The sequence below is a fragment of the Pseudoalteromonas porphyrae genome, from assembly GCF_001298125.1.
Lineage (GTDB): Bacteria > Pseudomonadota > Gammaproteobacteria > Enterobacterales > Alteromonadaceae > Pseudoalteromonas > Pseudoalteromonas neustonica.
In genome coordinates, this window is record NZ_LHPH01000018.1 from 64,912 (window position 1) to 80,580 (window position 15,669).

Genomic DNA, 15,669 nt, shown 5'->3' on the forward strand with positions numbered 1-15,669 from the left:
GTTTAGCTATATCTTTGTTAAGCCATAGCGCTTTATTTTTTCAATTAACTCTCTGTGCGGGATAAGCTGTTGCTGACAGTAATTAGCGGCTTGCGCTATTTGCTCCATGGTGAATGCCGCCTGTTGGTGCGCTTCAAAACGTGTGGCTATGGGTTGTAAGTTGGTGGGAAACTCCATACCGTACAACACATACAAGTAATTTTCTAAGTTAAAGCCTTCTAATGCACTGGTGAAGTTATATTTGTTTGGCACAGTGTCACGCCATAAGGCTAAATTACTTTGCAGCGAATCGCTAATTGAGCTTGATGCTCGGTTATCTAGCCAAAACTGGCTGTCGTCACGACGTGAAATACAATAATGCAGCTTAATAAAATCAATTACTTTTTGCCAAAGCCCAGTAATATTGTCATTAAAGCGCTCGCTTATCGCGGGAATTGCTTTACGCGTTGCTGGGAAATTCTGCGCCAGCATCCGCGCCGTAATATCAAACACTAATAACCCTGTTGCTTCTAATGGCTCAACAAAACCTTGTGATAAACCAATGGCGATACAATTATTTTTCCATGGAGTTTTACGATAGCCTACTTGCATGGCAATTTTACGGGCGGTTAAATCATCTGCCTGTGGGCCGATATAGTCACGTAATGTTTGCTCTGCTTGGTCATCACTGGTGTGATTGCTTGAATAAACATGGCCAATACCGCGGCGGCTAGATAAGCCAATATCCCAAATCCATCCAGCCTCTTTTGCCGTGGCGTTAGTGTAGGGGTTAATAGGATCATCTGGATTTTGATAAGGTACTTGAATTGCAAGGGCTGTATCGGCAAATAAAATATGGCTCTGGTCAATAAAAGGGACTTTAAGTTTATCGCCAAGCAATTTAGCGGCAAAGCCTGTGCAATCAATAAAAATATCGCCAGAGACCGTGCCAGCACACTTTGTTTGTAAACTTTCAATATCACCTGCAACATTGAGTTTTGCATCTAATACATCGGTTAGAATATGTTTAACGCCTAGCTTGTTGACAGCGTTGTCAGTGAGTAGCGCTGAAAACTTAGCCGCATCAAGGTGATACGCATAACTTGCCATCCCTTCAAATTCACGATGAGTCATATTTTTAGGACCAAGCCCTTGATCGCACATATAGCCTTGAGTTGATACGCTATTGGCATAGCTGGTGTTATTTTTATTAAGCAGCCAATACGGAGTCAGATCGAGCTCTTCAATATTTGGATAGTTGAATAAATGGTGAAAGTAATTTTCTTTTTTGTTATCGGTAGGGTTATCTAACCAATCAATAAACTTAATGCTGTGTTTGAAGGTCGCATCACACTGACGGATAAAATCTGTTTCGCTGATGCCAAAATGCGCTAATGTTTGACACATAACAGGCACTGTTCCTTCACCTACACCAATGGTTGGAATATTTTTTGACTCAATAAGTGTAATTTGTACGCTTAATGGGTTGGTGCAGTTAAGCGTTTTAGCGAGGTGATTAGCAGTTAGCCAACCTGCAGTGCCGCCGCCAACAATGATAACTTGTTTAATTTGTTCCACTTTTATTTACTCCAACTTTAATTACTCAACTTAAACAATGGCTTAGTTATTTTTGGATATGTACTATCACAACGATAAATAAAATTATCAGCTTTGAATGAGGTTACTTGATTAATTTACCTTTTTTAATACCCAATAGGTAGGATGAAATTTTTCAGGCTTTCTCAGTCTTTGGCTGTAAGTTGTACATGTAGACCTTGATAAAGCCAGTTTAGCTATATAGACGTCCATTGACTTTCATCTCTAAAATAATCACAATAGCGGCCTATTTTCAAGGTGCTTGCTTACCCTCTCAGTAGATATTTCAAAGAATTGAAACTAACAGCAAGATAATCGGGAAGTTGGTGCGTGGTCATGATGATCACAACCCCAACACTGCCCCCGCAACGGTAATGTGCACAGCACAGAGTCCGGAGACCGGCCTTGAAGTAAACTTAAAATAACTTGTGCGGCGGGCGCAGGTCAGGGGATGTCATGTTAATCAAATCTACTTTAGGTGTAGCAATTGCTGCTGCATTATCTTTTTCTGCCTCAGCAGAACAATCAATCGAACGCATTACCGTTACAGCGAATAAATTTGAGCAATCAATCACTGATGTACTAGCAAGCGTTGCCGTTATCGAACGAAGTGATATAGAGCAAGCTAATTACAGAGATTTACCATCAATATTAAACACAATTGCTGGATTAGATGTTGTTCGTAATGGTGGTTTTGGCCAAAAAGCGGATGTGTTTGTACGTGGTGCAAGTGCAAAGCATGCTTTGATTTTAGTCAATGGTGTACGAATTAGTGACGGCAGCTCAGGCAGCGTATCATTAACGAATATACCCGTTAATAGTATCGAGCGAGTTGAGATTGTAAAAGGCGCAAGGGCTGCAATTTATGGCTCTGATGCAATGGCTGGTGTAATTAATATTATTACTCGCCAAGCAAGCAATAATACCGTATCAGCGACTCTAGGTAGTGATAGTTACTCTAACTATCAAGTGGCGGGTGGGCTTGTAAAAGATGCTATCACTTTTAATTATAACTTAGGTTATGAAGATACGGATGGTTACGATGTAACGGGTAAAGACCCATCAAAGCCCGTCACTAAAGACCATGATGATGACGGTTACACGAATAAAAACATTGGCTTTAACCTAGCATATAAAACCGATAATGTAGGTGAATTTAGCGCACTTAGCCAATATAGCGAAGGCCAAGGGGAATATGATAGCGCGTGGGGAAATGATGCATACGATTTTGAAAACTATATAGCTAAATTAGGTTGGAAAAAAAGTTCAGCTACCTACACGCAAAGTGCATCTGTGAGCTTATCACAAGAAGAAAATATCCAAACGGGCACAGATGTTCAGCAAATTTATAGCACTGAACGTATTGAATTTGAATACAGTGGACTCTACACCGTAACTGAAGAGTTAGATGTGACGGGTGGTTTTAACTACTTAAATGAAGATTTATCGGAATCGTCAGCTACATCATCTAAAGAAAAACGCGATAATGGAGCGTTGTTTGTGGGTGTATTTTACGACAATGATACATGGCTAGGTAATGCTGTAGTTAGAACCGATGATTATGATTTTCATGGACGTGCTAATACCTACACTACAGGTATTGGCTACAGAGCAAATAAGTCTGTAACCGTTCGTTTTAATCACGGCACTGCATTTAGAGCACCGTCATTAATCAACGCATTTGTAACCGAGAGCCCATGGTACGTACCTAATAAAAACATTAAACCTGAAGAAGCCGTCAATAATGAGCTTGGAGTTACGTTAGAAACCAAGTGGGGTCGTTACGATATTGCCATCTTCAATAATAAGATTACGAATTTAATCAGCAATAAACAACACCCTGAGCTTAGTGGTAAATATGTTGCCACTAATATTGATAAAGTATCAATGCAAGGTGTTGAACTATCGGCTGATTTTGAAGGGTTAGGTTTTCAACATAACGTTAACTTGAGCTTTTTAGATGCGAAAGACGAAACAACTAATAAAGATTTACCGCGTAGACCTTCGGAAACATTTAATTATACGCTAGGTAAAAATTGGGGTGATTTTGATGCCAATATAGCAATGCAGTATCGTTCATCACGTCCTTCAGCTTCATTTTTAGCGACTGAGTTACCAGCATTTACTGTGTTTAATATCGCTGCAAATTATCAGTTGTTAGATGAGTTATCTTTCCAAGTTCGCATTGAGAATATAACAGACAAAGCGTATTTTACTGCAGGAACCGGTACTGCTGAAAACGGTCAACTATTAGGTTATAACAGCGCAGGGCGACAATTCTTTATTGGTGCAAGTTACCAGTTTTAATCAAGTTTGAAGCATAAATATACAAGCCCGATACGTTACTGTGTCGGGCTTTTTTTTGTGTCTAAAAATGCGGTTAACTAACTAGGTATTTTTTATAGTCTTGCTCAAACTTTTTCAGTTTAGGTGCAATAAGCAAGCTGCAATAGCGTTGCTCTGGATTTTCGCTGTAGTAATCTTGGTGATACTGCTCTGCGGGGTAATAAGTAACAGCAGGGCTTACTTCTGTCACTATGTCCTCACGTATTTGGCTTTGCAATTTTGCAATGTATGCATTTGTCTGCGCTTGCTGCTCATTATCATGATAATACACAACACTGCGGTACTGCGTGCCTATATCGTTACCTTGGCGGTTTAGTTGAGTTGCATCATGTAACGTAAAAAACATTGCTAATAAGGTTTCAAAGCTTACTACAGTGCTATCAAATTCAATCTGTACGACTTCAGCATGACCGCTCAATCCCGTGCATATTTGTTTGTAGCTAGGATCCGTCGTATCGCCCCCCGTGTAGCCTGAGCTTACATTTAAAACGCCTTGAACTCGTCTAAATGCAGCATCGATACACCAAAAACAGCCACCACCAAATGTTGCGGTTTGATTTGTTGTACTCATTATTTGCTCCTCAAAATTATTAACTGACGCAGGTTATCTAGCGTATCAGAAGAACGAGTAAGCTGGGCTTTTATTTCATCGAATCTGTGACGCAAAAATAGCGTTGCGACTAGCAGACGCAACGCTATTTTAATATTAAAGCTCTTTAAGAGGCTTTTCAGCGGCTTGTTGATTGATTTTTTGTTGTAAAAACTCTGGTGATTGCGTGTTACGAGCCAGTGCATAATAGGCCGCAGGAACGACGAATAGCGTGAGTATTGTCGCGACTATAACTCCCGTAAATACAACAACACCAATAACCATACGACTTTCTGCGCCGGGGCCTGATGCAAGCACTAGTGGTACGGCACTCATAACGGTCGTTAGTGAGGTCATAATTATAGGGCGTAAACGTTGGCTGGCAGCTTGTATAATTGCTTCACTAAATTCTACGCCTTTGTCACGTAGCTGGTTCGTAAACTCAACAATCAAAATACCATTTTTAGCACTGAGGCCAATCAACATTACAATGCCTATTTGGCTGTAAATATTTAAAGTAAGCCCTGTTGCCCATAAACCAAACATCGCGCCCATTAATCCTAAAGGTACGGTTAGCATAATAACAAAAGGATGCATAAAACTTTCAAACTGAGCTGCTAATACCAAGAAGGTTACAGTCAGCGCTAGAATGAAAACATAGGTCATTGCTGATGCGCCTTCGTAATAAAGCTGCGACTCGCCTTTGTAATCAACGGCACCATCAATGTCATTTTCTTCCATCGCCACTTTGTTTAGAAAGTTAAGTGCTTCTTCTAGTGTATAGCCATCCGCGAGGTTGGCACTGAGCGTGATGGCGCGCATACGATTAAAGCGATTTAAACGCGACGCGGTGGCTTCTTCTTTAAGGCTTATTAAGCTATCAAGCGGGACCAGTTCACCACTGCGTGATTTTAAGTAAATATTGGCTATGTCGGTAGGATCTTTAAAGTCTGCTTTAGTTCCTTTTAAAATCACATCGTATTCTTCACCACGGTCAATAAACGTGGTTACGCGACGCTGCCCCAACATGGTCTCAAGCGTACGGCCCACATCAGAGACCGACACACCTAAATCAGCCGCTTTATTTTTATCAATGCTAACTAAAAATTGTGGGAACGTTTCTTTGTAATCATGATCGATTCTTACTAAGCCTGGGTTTTCCTCAGCGCGTTTAATAATGCGATCACGCCAATCGGCCAGTTGATCATAATCATTGCCTTGGAGTACAAACTCAATAGGGCGTGATGAGCCTCCTCCGCCAATACCGCGGCGCATAATTGCAAAAGCGCGCACGTCAGTGACCTCGCGCATTTTGCCGCTTATCTCATCCATGACTTCCCACGTTGAGCGTTTTCGTTCATCCCAGTCAGCCATGCCGATGATGGCAACACCGCCACTACCACCCCAACCAGGGACACGGACAAGCACACGACTTAACTCGCCTGACTCTGAGTAAGGCATTAAGCGTTCTTCAATTTTTGCCATGTTGGCGGCATTATTTTCGTAGCTTGCGCCTTCAGGGCCACTCATCATGATAAAGAAAGTTCCGCGATCTTCTTTTGGTGTTAGCTCAGATGGGATCTGTTGGAATAATGAATAACTAACAAAACCGGCAAGTAATAAAGTTAATGCTAACCCGCCAGAGCGAGTCATATTAGAGCGTAAAGCGTTTTGATAGCTGCGTTCTATTTTGCTAAATAGGCGATCCATTCCTTGGCTAAATTTACTTTGTTTTTCGGAGTGCTTTAATATTTTAGAACATAATGCAGGGGAGAGTGTTAAGGCTGTTACGCTAGAGAAAAATACCGCAGCACTGACAGCCATAGCAAATTCAGTAAACAGCGCGCCAATACGGCCATCCATAAAGACCAGTGGCACAAATACCGATATAAGCACTAATGTGGTTGCGATTATGGCAAAGCCAACTTCACGCGCGCCACGATAAGAGGCTAATAACGGTGGTTCACCTAGCTCGATACGGCGGTGAATATTTTCAAGCATCACAATCGCATCATCAACCACCAAGCCAATGGCCAGCACTAATGCGAGTAGAGTTAATAAGTTGATAGAGTAGCCCATCGCTAGTAAAAACATAAAACTACCCACTAATGCCACTGGTACTGTTACGGCAGGAATAAGTGTTGCACGAATATTACCTAAAAAGATGTAGATCACTAATACGACTAAGCCCATTGAAATAGCGAGCGTACTGTATACTTCGTTAATCGATTCATTGATGAAAATAGATGAGTCGTAACTGTCTTCAATTGTTGTACCTTCAGGGAGGTTGCGTTTGATTTTTTCAAGTTCGGCACGGGCATTATCAACAACGGTCAGTGTATTTGCTTTAGCTTGTTTTACAATACCAAGACCAATCATGTTGCGGCCATTACCGCGAAATAAACTTTCATCGTCAGCAGCTTCTAGGTGCACATCAGCGACTTCACCTAAACGCACAAGGTAACCGTCCTCACCGCGTTTTATGACAAGGTTTTGAAAGTCGCGCTGATCTTTATAGCTGCGAGCCGTTCGCACAGTAAAGTCACGGTCAATGGATTCAATTTCACCCGCAGGCAATTCAACATTTTCAGTACGTAGCGTATTTTCAATATCAACGCTGGTAATACCACGTGCTGCCATGGCTTGACGATTAAGCCATACCTTCATCGCATATTTACGCTCGCCGCCAACACGTACATTAGACACGCCATCAACGACGGCTAAACGGTCAACAATAAAGCGCTGGGCGTAGTCAGAAAGCTGCAATGAATCCATAGTGGTACTATTAAGTACAAACCAAGCAATAGGGCTTTCATCACTGTTAGATTTAGACACTTCAGGTGGGCGCACTTGCTCTGGAAGACTATCAAGTGCACGTGCTACTCGCTCACGTACGTCGTTTGATGCGGCATCAATATCGCGGTCAATATTAAACTCAATAGTAATATTTGAGCGCCCATTACGACTTGAAGAGTTAATACTTTTAATGCCTTCAATACCTGAAATACGATTTTCAAGTACTTGCGTTATTTTGGTCTCGATGATCTCAGCCGATGCACCAGAATATTGTGTGCTTACGCTAACAATAGGTGATTCAATATCAGGGTATTCACGCAGTGGCAGCATCGAAAATGCCACTAAACCAAATGTGAGTAACAATAAGTTGATAACAATCGCGAAGACAGGGCGTTTAACACTTGTATCAGTAATTTTCACAGATCACCCCTTCACTGTAACTTTACTGCCTGAACGAATTTTAATAATTCCTTCAGTCACAACAAGCTGGCCTGCACTAATTCCTTCATCAATTGCAACCCAGCCGTTATGACGACCTGTTACATGCACCTCAACTTTAGTTGCGACACCATCCGTTATCTGAAAAACATAATGTTTGTCTTGTTGCGGAATAATCGCTTTTTCGGGCACCATTATTGCTTGATTTGAACTAAGCTCTAGTGCGGTATTAAGCAGCATACCAGGGCGTAATAAAGTATTGTTATTGGCAAAACTGGCTGTTACTTCAACACTGCGAGTTACGGCATCGATACGAGAGCTTACATGCGTTACTTTTCCTGTAAAGGTTGTGCCTGGGTAAGCGTCATTCTGTGTCATAACTTTCATACCAAGCTGTAATTGAGCTAAGTATTTTTCTGGTACTTTGAAATCGACTTTAATGATGCTGATATCATCTAAGGTGGTGATGGCGGTACTGTTATTAACGTATGCACCGACAGATATTTGACGTTTACCTAACACACCAGCAAACGGGGCTGTAATTGTCATTTCTGCTAATTTTGTTTTGGCATTATCTAATTTCGCTTCGGTAGCATCAACGCGTGATAACTGTTCTTCTAACAGTGATTTTGCCGTAGCTTGTGAGCGGGAAAGTTCCGTTAAACGTTGGAGTTGGCGCTTTTCTTCTCGTAGATTAATAGCTAGCTCTTTAACCGTTAGCTCTTCTTGTTGTGATTGTAACTGAGCGAGCTTTTGGCCTTTATTAACTAGATCACCATCTTTAAAGTAGATGTGAGTAATGTAATCATTTTGTGCGCTTTTTATATAAATTGCTTGATTAGCGCGTGCACTGCCGATAGCCTCAATAAGAATCGCATTTTCTTCACTTGCGACTGCGTGAGCCGTTACTTGTGTTGCCGAGCTTGTAAACCCAGATTGCTTACCTTGGCTGCTGGGTAAATAAAGATAAACCGATAACCCAATAAGTAGGGTAATAATAAATGGAAATAGCGCCTTGCCTGATTGCTTTGAGTACATCTTAGTAATACCAAAAAATTAATTGTATGTAGTGTACGAAATAACGGCGACAAAGAGCTGTCACGTATCTCGTAAATTTGTGCATTAGGCGTAAAAATAAAATTAATTACCTATTTGTACCTGTTTTTTATTTTAAAAGAGAGTGTTATGAAGTTTTCTACTACCTGTCGTCGTTGCTTGAAAATGCGAAAAATAGTACTTTGGGCAATTATTATGTTTGTTTTTTACATGGTTTTTTATCGTTATGGTTAAGCTTAAGTCTGACCCTGGGATTTTAAAGCTACGGGCTCAAGGTGCTTGTCATGGCATAGAAATTTTGCTGGTTGGTGCTTTTGGTGTCATATTTATTATGCTTTTTAACTTACTGCGCCCAGGTGAGATTAGTATTGTTGAAATATTTTTAATAAGTATGTCGATTGCCGCTGTGTTTGTTGGTTTTTTGAAAACCCAAGAACCTTTTTATAGTTTAATAATGGCAGAACAGTATCTTAGGTATGAACATAAATACGGGTATTGGGCTTTAACGCATGCTAATTTTAATCATGCGGGTATACCTAAAACCGACCAAACATTGGAAAAACTTGAGTTAAATGCTGTAGGTATTAAACTTAACGATACAGATGAATTTTTATTGCAGCTATCTCCAAGAATTGCTGGTAAATTATTAATTGAGCAGCGCCATCTTTTTATGCAGGCAGTCCAAAAACATTGCAAAAATGGCAATTGCCCATCAGAATGGTTAAGTGAAGATAATTTTTATACCTCTACCAATGGTCGCAACTTTAATGGATTAATCGCAATGTTCGCAAATAGAATGCGACATTTACAGCAACTTACAGGGTATGATTTATTGTTGCCCGCGAGTGTATTAGACAGAAATATCTGGGATTTCTGCCAAAGTTTAAATACCTGGAAAAGAAACCCTAGGGTATTTATTGAGTCCCAATTAAAGGCGAAAAGCCAAAATAGATGTTAGTAGGATGAAGCGATGAGTCAAGATAGATCTTTTATTAAAAGTGGCCGAAATACAATAATCCACAAAGAGAAAAAACTCGATTTAGTTATCGTGAACTCTGAAACTCACCCTAAAATAAAAGTTACTCAAAACGGTTTAGAGCCATTTAAAGAAGATCTGCCAAAAAATCGCCGTGAGGCAAAAGAGCGTTACTTAGATATGGTTTATATTGGCAGTGCTGATGTGTTTGGTGAAGAAAAACGTTTATTGTTCATTCAGGCATTGGATGGGCGTGAATACAAAGTAGATTATAGTAAAATCGGTACTAAACTGTTTGTTCGTATTCATCAAGATAGTTATTTATAGTATTTACTTCTTACTGGCACTGTAGTTGCTTAATATATAAATTAGCGTAGATTTTAATACTACGGAATTTATTTGGTTAAGATGAGGACGCAGTGTATGAAATCCCCTTTAATGGTTTGTTCACTTTTAGGTTTATTGACAGCATGTGGTGGAGGCGGAGGAGGTAATGATAACCCCGTTATTGCTGCATCAGTGAATGCAGGTGTTGATCAACAAATTATCGAAAAAAGCGAATTTACAATCGAAGCGAAAGGCTCTCCTGTTGACGGTACATACACGTGGCAAAGAGTGAGTGGTCCAATAGTTGAAGGTTTTCCTTTAGAAGGCGCTTCTCAAACCGTACTTGCACCTGACATTAAAGCCGACAGTGAGCTTGTGCTGCGTGTTAACTATCAAAGTCCAGATGGTAAGTTAGTCAGCGATGATGTGCTGATTAGTATTCAGTCGAATAACCAACTTCCTCAAGCAGTCGTAACCCAAACTGCACCTACAATACTGCCGTCAGTTTATCAAGATACAATTACTTTAAGTGCAGCTACATCAATCGATCCAGATGAAAATGGCAGTATTAGTAGCTACAACTGGCAAAAAATTGCAGGTCCAACACTCGAAATCAGTGATTATAAAAGCCAAACTATTAGCTTTACTCATCCGTTGTTGGATAAAAACACCACGGTAATATGGCAGTTGACCGTTGTTGATGATGAAGGCGGTGAGGCAAGTACGCAGCATACTCATATACTTAATAAAACAAATAATGTGGTGATAGCTAAAGCGGGTGAAGATCAAAGTGTTATTGAGCTTGAAAAAGTAACGTTAAATGCAACGAATAGCGAAGTAGTGACCACAACATTTAATTGTCAGTGGGAGCAAACCGTTGGAAGCGTTTCATTAGATAACCAAGATCAATGTATAACTTCGTTTATAGCCCCGACAACCGATGCAGTTAATACCATGACATTTGAAGTGACGGTTACAGACAGTCAAGGACGTTCGGATAGTGATACCGTTGATGTTGTTGTGAACTCAAAACCACTGGGTTTGATCAATGATACTGGTATGGCAAAATGCTTTAATAATACCCAAGAAATAGCGTGTACTAGTCCTGACTTTCCACGCCAAGACGCCGCGCTAGGACGCGATAGTGTTGTGGGTACGCATATAGATAAAGTTGGCAAAGGCGAGCTGGCATTTGATTTCACCAAACTCAATGAATTCGCCGATGAAATTGCTGACGATGCAGCGGACTTTAGCTGTATTCGCGATAATGTTAGTGGCTTAATTTGGGAAGTGAAAAGCCCTAACACAGGCACACTGCCAAGTAGTACACAACTTCGAGAAGGGCAAAATCACTACACGTGGTATTTAACAAGCAGTAATGGCATACAGCAGGGCAGTGTGGCGGGCTCTTCAGATACGTGTTCAACAATATCTCATTGTGGCCTGCAAGCTTATGTTGATGCCGTTAATAGCCTAGATTACTGTGGCGGAACAAACTGGCGTGTACCAACTTACCCGGAGTTATTGAGTTTGTTAAATTACTCAAAACAGGGGCAATCTGTGCTTATTGATAGTGATTTTTTCCCTAATACACCAAGTGTCAGTTTACTCACTCATTTACGCTATTGGAGTGCGCAAACAGCTGCTGATGGCACCAGTTTATCGCAGGCTTATATTATTGATATGAATGATGGTAATGACTTGGCGTATCCAAAAAATAATACTGCATTTGTCCGCTTAGTAAGAACAGCAGGAGAATCACAATGAAAATAGCCTTAATCAGTCTTTTACTCTTGAGCCCTGTAATGGCCGTTGCGCAATCTTGTTATGATGGTATCCCAGAAACAACACCCACAGAGCGTTTTACAGTTAATACGGATGGTACGATAAGTGACAGCGTTACAGGATTAATGTGGCAAAGCTGTAGTTATGGACAAACTTATAATAGTGATAGTGGTTTATGTGAGAATAATGCACTAAAAATTACTTGGCAAGAAGCATTACGGGGAGCTGTAAATGATCGCACCGGTAATTATAGCGATTGGCAAGTACCAAGTATTAAAGAACTCGCTAGTATATTAGAGCACCGCTGCGTTACCCCTAGTATTAATGAGAGCGTTTTCAAAGGCAATAAAAGTGAAAACTACTGGACTAATACGTCGGGGATAGCTGATAAAACATTTGCATGGGTGTATCAATTTGATAAAGGGCTTAACAGCCTACATGCAAAAACTTCTAATGTTTATTTACGCTTTGTTCGTTATGAAAAATAAATATCTTTAACGAAAGTAACGTTTAAATACTTCTAACCGCGCATGTTCTAGCGCGGTTTTTATATCTGCGCCTTTAATGCCTTGGTCAATAAATTGCTTTGGGTTGATTGCTCTTGCTTCTTTGCTGGCTTGAAGCAGTAATTGCTGATTTTTAATTACTGAACAATTAGCTATCTCTATGGCCTTAAGTACGGCACTAAAGCGTTCAGGACGTCGCCATAAATCAAGCTTATTACAGCTAAATAAAAGCTGTTCAGGGTGTATTGTAGCGCTTGTTAAAACATGTTGATGCTGCGAGGCATGCAGGGCAAGATCACGCGCATCATTAGGTAACCTAATTGCTTTAGCGATTGCGCTTATTTCATCGCTATTGAGTTTGCTCGTGATTTGGCTAAATAGCAGCGCATTGTCGGTAATATTATATTTTTTAGCATACTCAAAGCGTGCTTGTAGCTTTTGGAATAGCTGATCATTCCATATATTTGCTAAAGCGGGGCTAATCACACTAAGCGCGTTGAGATGTGCCAGCGTATTTAAAAAATGATCAAAAGCACCATCGGTCAATGACTTTTCGCATTCTAGCCAAATGCGTTCAGGTGTTAGAGTATTTAATTCACCGCGTTCGACCATTGCCTTTAATAAGCTTTGTGTCTCTTTTGCAATTGTAAAACCAAGGTAGTGATAACGCGCAGCAAAGCGAGCGATGCGAAGTATACGTAGCGGATCTTCACTAAATGCTTGTGAAACATGACGTAAAATACGAGCATCTAAATCTCGTTTTCCGTGATAAGGGTCTATTAAGCTACCATCTTCAGCTTTTGCAATTGCATTTACAGTTAAATCTCTACGGCGCAAGTCATCTTCAAGGGTTACATCGGGAGAAAACTCACATACAAAACCTGTGTACCCTTTTCCTTGTTTACGCTCTGTGCGGGCGAGCGCGTATTCGTCTTTGGTTTGTGGGTGCAAAAAAACAGGAAAATCTTTACCGACCTGTTGATAGCCTTGCTTGAGTAGTTGCTCCGAAGTTGCACCGACGATTACATAGTCACGTTCCTTGATGACCCGCCCTAATAGTTCATCACGAACTGCTCCACCGACCAAATAAACTTGCATATTTCACCCTAAGTATTAACTGTGCAGGTTATTTTACGTTATTTCACGAATAAAATGCTAACAAGGTTTTCACTTAGCGCATTTTTTTGCCATTATAGACGCTGATTTACTAAGCAAGGATATTTAGGGTGTATTTAAGCTATTTTGGCTTGTCAGAAAAACCGTTTTCAATCGCGCCGAATCCACAGTACTTATTTTTAAGTGAACGCCATAAAGAAGCTTTAGCGCATTTGACCTATGGGTTAGGCGAAGCGGGAGGGTTCGTTTTATTAACTGGCGAAGTGGGTACGGGTAAAACTACGCTAACGCGAAGCTTGCAAGATCAGTTGCCTGAAAATACCCAAGTGGCATTAATTTATAATCCCGCACTTTCTGAATTAGAGTTATTAGCCAGTATTTGTGATGGATTTAGTATTGGTTATGATGAGCAAAATGCGACTCTAAAAACGTTAACAGATGCAATTAAAAAACACTTAGAAGCAAATCATGCTAGTGGTGGCCATACAATTTTAATCATTGATGAGGCACAGCTGCTATCGCCCGATGTATTAGAACAGCTACGTTTGTTAACGAATATAGAAACGAACCATAAAAAATTATTACAAATAGTATTAATTGGTCAGCCTGAATTAAACGATTTACTTAAACGTAATGAGTTGCGTCAATTGGCACAGCGGATCACGGCTCGCTATCATTTACTGCCATTAACGCAAGGGCAAACATTTGCCTATGTAAAACACCGACTTTACGTTGCAGGTTGTGATCGTACAATTTTCACTCAAGATGCATTAAAGGCATTATACTTGCTGACCATGGGCGTTCCACGGTTAGTTAACTTATTGTGTGAGCGATGTTTAGTAGGCGCATTTTCTAAGCAACTCATGATGATAGATAGCGATATCGTGATGCGTTCAGCACAAGAGGCTTTGCCGCCAACAACGTTAAGCAGTGAACTAAAGACTGATAAAACATCTTACCATTGGCTTTTCCCTGTGGCTTTTTTAGTCGTGCTTAGTATGGGTATTGGCTTGTCGTTTATTTTTTAGTAGTGGTAATTTATGTCGTATTTATTAGATGCATTAAAACAATCGCAACAACATGATGAAGCTGCAGCGCATGATCGCACTGCTGAGCAAGAAAAACAGCAAAAAGAGTTACAGCGTTATCGTTTCATTGCTATCTCATTGGGTTTACTAGTCGGCTTTATATTGACACTCATGGCTGGCTTTTCAATTGGTAAATGGTTGCAGAACAGTCAAGGTGATGCACTTGTAGCGTCAGATAAAATTATTGCTGTTGGCGTAGAAGAAGAAAAGAAAAACGATGCGGTCCCAAAAATAACGAATCAAGTGCCCGTTAATAACACTACGGCGCAACCAACAGTCAGTGCGGTTGTGCCGCAAATTGTAGCACAGCCACAACCACAAATAGTTCAGCCAATTAATCAGCAAATACCTCAACAAAACTCGGGTCAATACCAGTGGGTGCAAGTACCTGTAAATACAGTGCCGACTTATTCGCAAAGTCAACCAATGCTAGTACAAACACCGAATGGCTATCAGCAGGTTTATACCGCGCCACCTCAGCAACAATATAACCCGAATGTAATGCAAGTACAGCAAGTACAACAAGCACCAAATACCAGCGCTAGCAGTATCGATATGAGCAAATACAAAGTATTAGGTAAGCCGTTAGGCGAACAAGCACCGGCCAAACCTAAACCAGTAGCTACCGTGACCGAAGAAGAGTTAGAGATTGTACCTACAGCCCTTAAAAATGCATTTGCACGTGCCATTGAAGATACGCAAAATACGCAGACTCATCAAATAACGCAAGGGACTAAAAATTCATCTTATGCAGAACCGATAGAATTGTTACCCGATGCCTTATTGGCTTTAATACCACAGATTAAGTATCAAGCGCATATCTACTCATCATCACCGGATAAACGTTGGGTGAAACTTAATAACCGTGAGTTATATGAAGGCGATAGAATGGGCGACTTTAGAATTTTAGAGATCACCCCCGAGCAAACCGTATTGAGCTTTGATGATTATGAGTTTAGCTTAAAGGCGCTGCAAGATTGGCCACAGTAGGGGGATTAACTCCCGAGTATCTACATGGATGTTTAGACGTGAGCAGGACATGGAAGCTTTGCTCGACTTTTACTTAGCCCA

General features: G+C 40.6%; 12 protein-coding genes and 1 riboswitch. Of the genes, 7 read left to right on the forward strand and 5 right to left on the reverse strand.

Going from position 1 to position 15,669, the window contains the following annotated elements:
* Positions 1-6: 6 nt before the first annotated feature.
* On the reverse strand, positions 7-1,557 hold the full coding sequence (locus ADS77_RS14935; protein WP_231658995.1) for a tryptophan halogenase family protein: 1,551 nt from the start codon (positions 1,555-1,557) through the stop codon (positions 7-9).
* A gap of 290 nt (positions 1,558-1,847) precedes the next feature.
* Positions 1,848-1,998: riboswitch (cobalamin riboswitch) on the forward strand.
* 33 nt (positions 1,999-2,031) lie between these two features.
* Here ADS77_RS14935 and ADS77_RS14940 point away from each other — a divergent pair.
* Complete coding sequence (locus ADS77_RS14940) at positions 2,032-3,882, forward strand: TonB-dependent receptor domain-containing protein (RefSeq protein ID WP_054455145.1); 1,851 nt, start codon at positions 2,032-2,034, stop codon at positions 3,880-3,882.
* Between the two features lie 73 nt (positions 3,883-3,955).
* Here the strand turns inward: ADS77_RS14940 and msrA are convergent, their stop codons facing one another.
* From msrA to ADS77_RS14955, 3 genes are all read right to left on the reverse strand, one after another.
* Positions 3,956-4,492 (reverse strand): peptide-methionine (S)-S-oxide reductase MsrA, encoded by a 537-nt coding sequence (gene msrA, locus ADS77_RS14945; protein WP_054204317.1) that lies wholly within the window; start codon positions 4,490-4,492, stop codon positions 3,956-3,958.
* Between the two features lie 135 nt (positions 4,493-4,627).
* Positions 4,628-7,726, reverse strand: coding sequence for an efflux RND transporter permease subunit (locus ADS77_RS14950; RefSeq protein WP_054204316.1), 3,099 nt, complete (start codon positions 7,724-7,726; stop codon positions 4,628-4,630).
* 3 nt (positions 7,727-7,729) lie between these two features.
* A complete protein-coding gene (locus ADS77_RS14955) occupies positions 7,730-8,782 on the reverse strand; it encodes an efflux RND transporter periplasmic adaptor subunit (RefSeq protein ID WP_054204315.1) in 1,053 nt (350 codons plus the stop codon).
* A gap of 244 nt (positions 8,783-9,026) precedes the next feature.
* On the opposite strand from ADS77_RS14955, the gene ADS77_RS14960 reads away from it, so the two are divergent.
* The 4 genes from ADS77_RS14960 (at position 9,027) to ADS77_RS14975 (ending at position 12,376) form a co-directional block, all read left to right on the forward strand.
* Positions 9,027-9,758: a DUF2982 domain-containing protein gene (locus ADS77_RS14960; protein ID WP_054455147.1), complete on the forward strand. Its 732-nt coding sequence runs from the start codon at positions 9,027-9,029 to the stop codon at positions 9,756-9,758.
* A gap of 12 nt (positions 9,759-9,770) precedes the next feature.
* Positions 9,771-10,103 carry a hypothetical protein gene (locus tag ADS77_RS14965; RefSeq protein ID WP_054204313.1) on the forward strand — a complete coding sequence of 111 codons (333 nt, stop codon included), beginning with the start codon at positions 9,771-9,773 and terminating at the stop codon, positions 10,101-10,103.
* Between the two features lie 96 nt (positions 10,104-10,199).
* A complete protein-coding gene (locus tag ADS77_RS14970) occupies positions 10,200-11,870 on the forward strand; it encodes a DUF1566 domain-containing protein (protein ID WP_054455149.1) in 1,671 nt (556 codons plus the stop codon).
* A complete protein-coding gene (locus tag ADS77_RS14975) occupies positions 11,867-12,376 on the forward strand; it encodes a DUF1566 domain-containing protein (RefSeq protein ID WP_054204311.1) in 510 nt (169 codons plus the stop codon). The genes ADS77_RS14970 and ADS77_RS14975 overlap by 4 nt, the downstream gene beginning before the upstream one ends.
* Before the next feature lie 6 nt (positions 12,377-12,382).
* Here the strand turns inward: ADS77_RS14975 and ADS77_RS14980 are convergent, their stop codons facing one another.
* Entirely contained in the window at positions 12,383-13,492 is a 1,110-nt protein-coding gene (locus tag ADS77_RS14980; RefSeq protein ID WP_054455151.1) for a tRNA nucleotidyltransferase, read from the reverse strand.
* Positions 13,493-13,620: 128 nt separating this feature from the next.
* Between ADS77_RS14980 and ADS77_RS14985 the strand changes: the two genes are divergently transcribed.
* Both ADS77_RS14985 and ADS77_RS14990 read left to right on the forward strand, forming a co-directional pair.
* Positions 13,621-14,538: an ExeA family protein gene (locus ADS77_RS14985; RefSeq protein ID WP_054204309.1), complete on the forward strand. Its 918-nt coding sequence runs from the start codon at positions 13,621-13,623 to the stop codon at positions 14,536-14,538.
* Between the two features lie 12 nt (positions 14,539-14,550).
* Entirely contained in the window at positions 14,551-15,588 is a 1,038-nt protein-coding gene (locus tag ADS77_RS14990; protein ID WP_054455152.1) for a general secretion pathway protein GspB, read from the forward strand.
* The last annotated feature ends 81 nt before the right edge of the window (positions 15,589-15,669 follow it).

Coding starts and splice junctions, on each gene's coding strand:
- ADS77_RS14940 (WP_054455145.1), top strand. CDS start 2,032: ATGTTAATCAAATCTACTTTAGGTGTAGCAATTGCTGCTGCATTATCT.
- msrA (WP_054204317.1), bottom strand. CDS start 4,492: ATGAGTACAACAAATCAAACCGCAACATTTGGTGGTGGCTGTTTTTGG.
- ADS77_RS14955 (WP_054204315.1), bottom strand. CDS start 8,782: ATGTACTCAAAGCAATCAGGCAAGGCGCTATTTCCATTTATTATTACC.
- ADS77_RS14960 (WP_054455147.1), top strand. CDS start 9,027: ATGGTTAAGCTTAAGTCTGACCCTGGGATTTTAAAGCTACGGGCTCAA.
- ADS77_RS14965 (WP_054204313.1), top strand. CDS start 9,771: ATGAGTCAAGATAGATCTTTTATTAAAAGTGGCCGAAATACAATAATC.
- ADS77_RS14970 (WP_054455149.1), top strand. CDS start 10,200: ATGAAATCCCCTTTAATGGTTTGTTCACTTTTAGGTTTATTGACAGCA.
- ADS77_RS14975 (WP_054204311.1), top strand. CDS start 11,867: ATGAAAATAGCCTTAATCAGTCTTTTACTCTTGAGCCCTGTAATGGCC.
- ADS77_RS14980 (WP_054455151.1), bottom strand. CDS start 13,492: ATGCAAGTTTATTTGGTCGGTGGAGCAGTTCGTGATGAACTATTAGGG.
- ADS77_RS14990 (WP_054455152.1), top strand. CDS start 14,551: ATGTCGTATTTATTAGATGCATTAAAACAATCGCAACAACATGATGAA.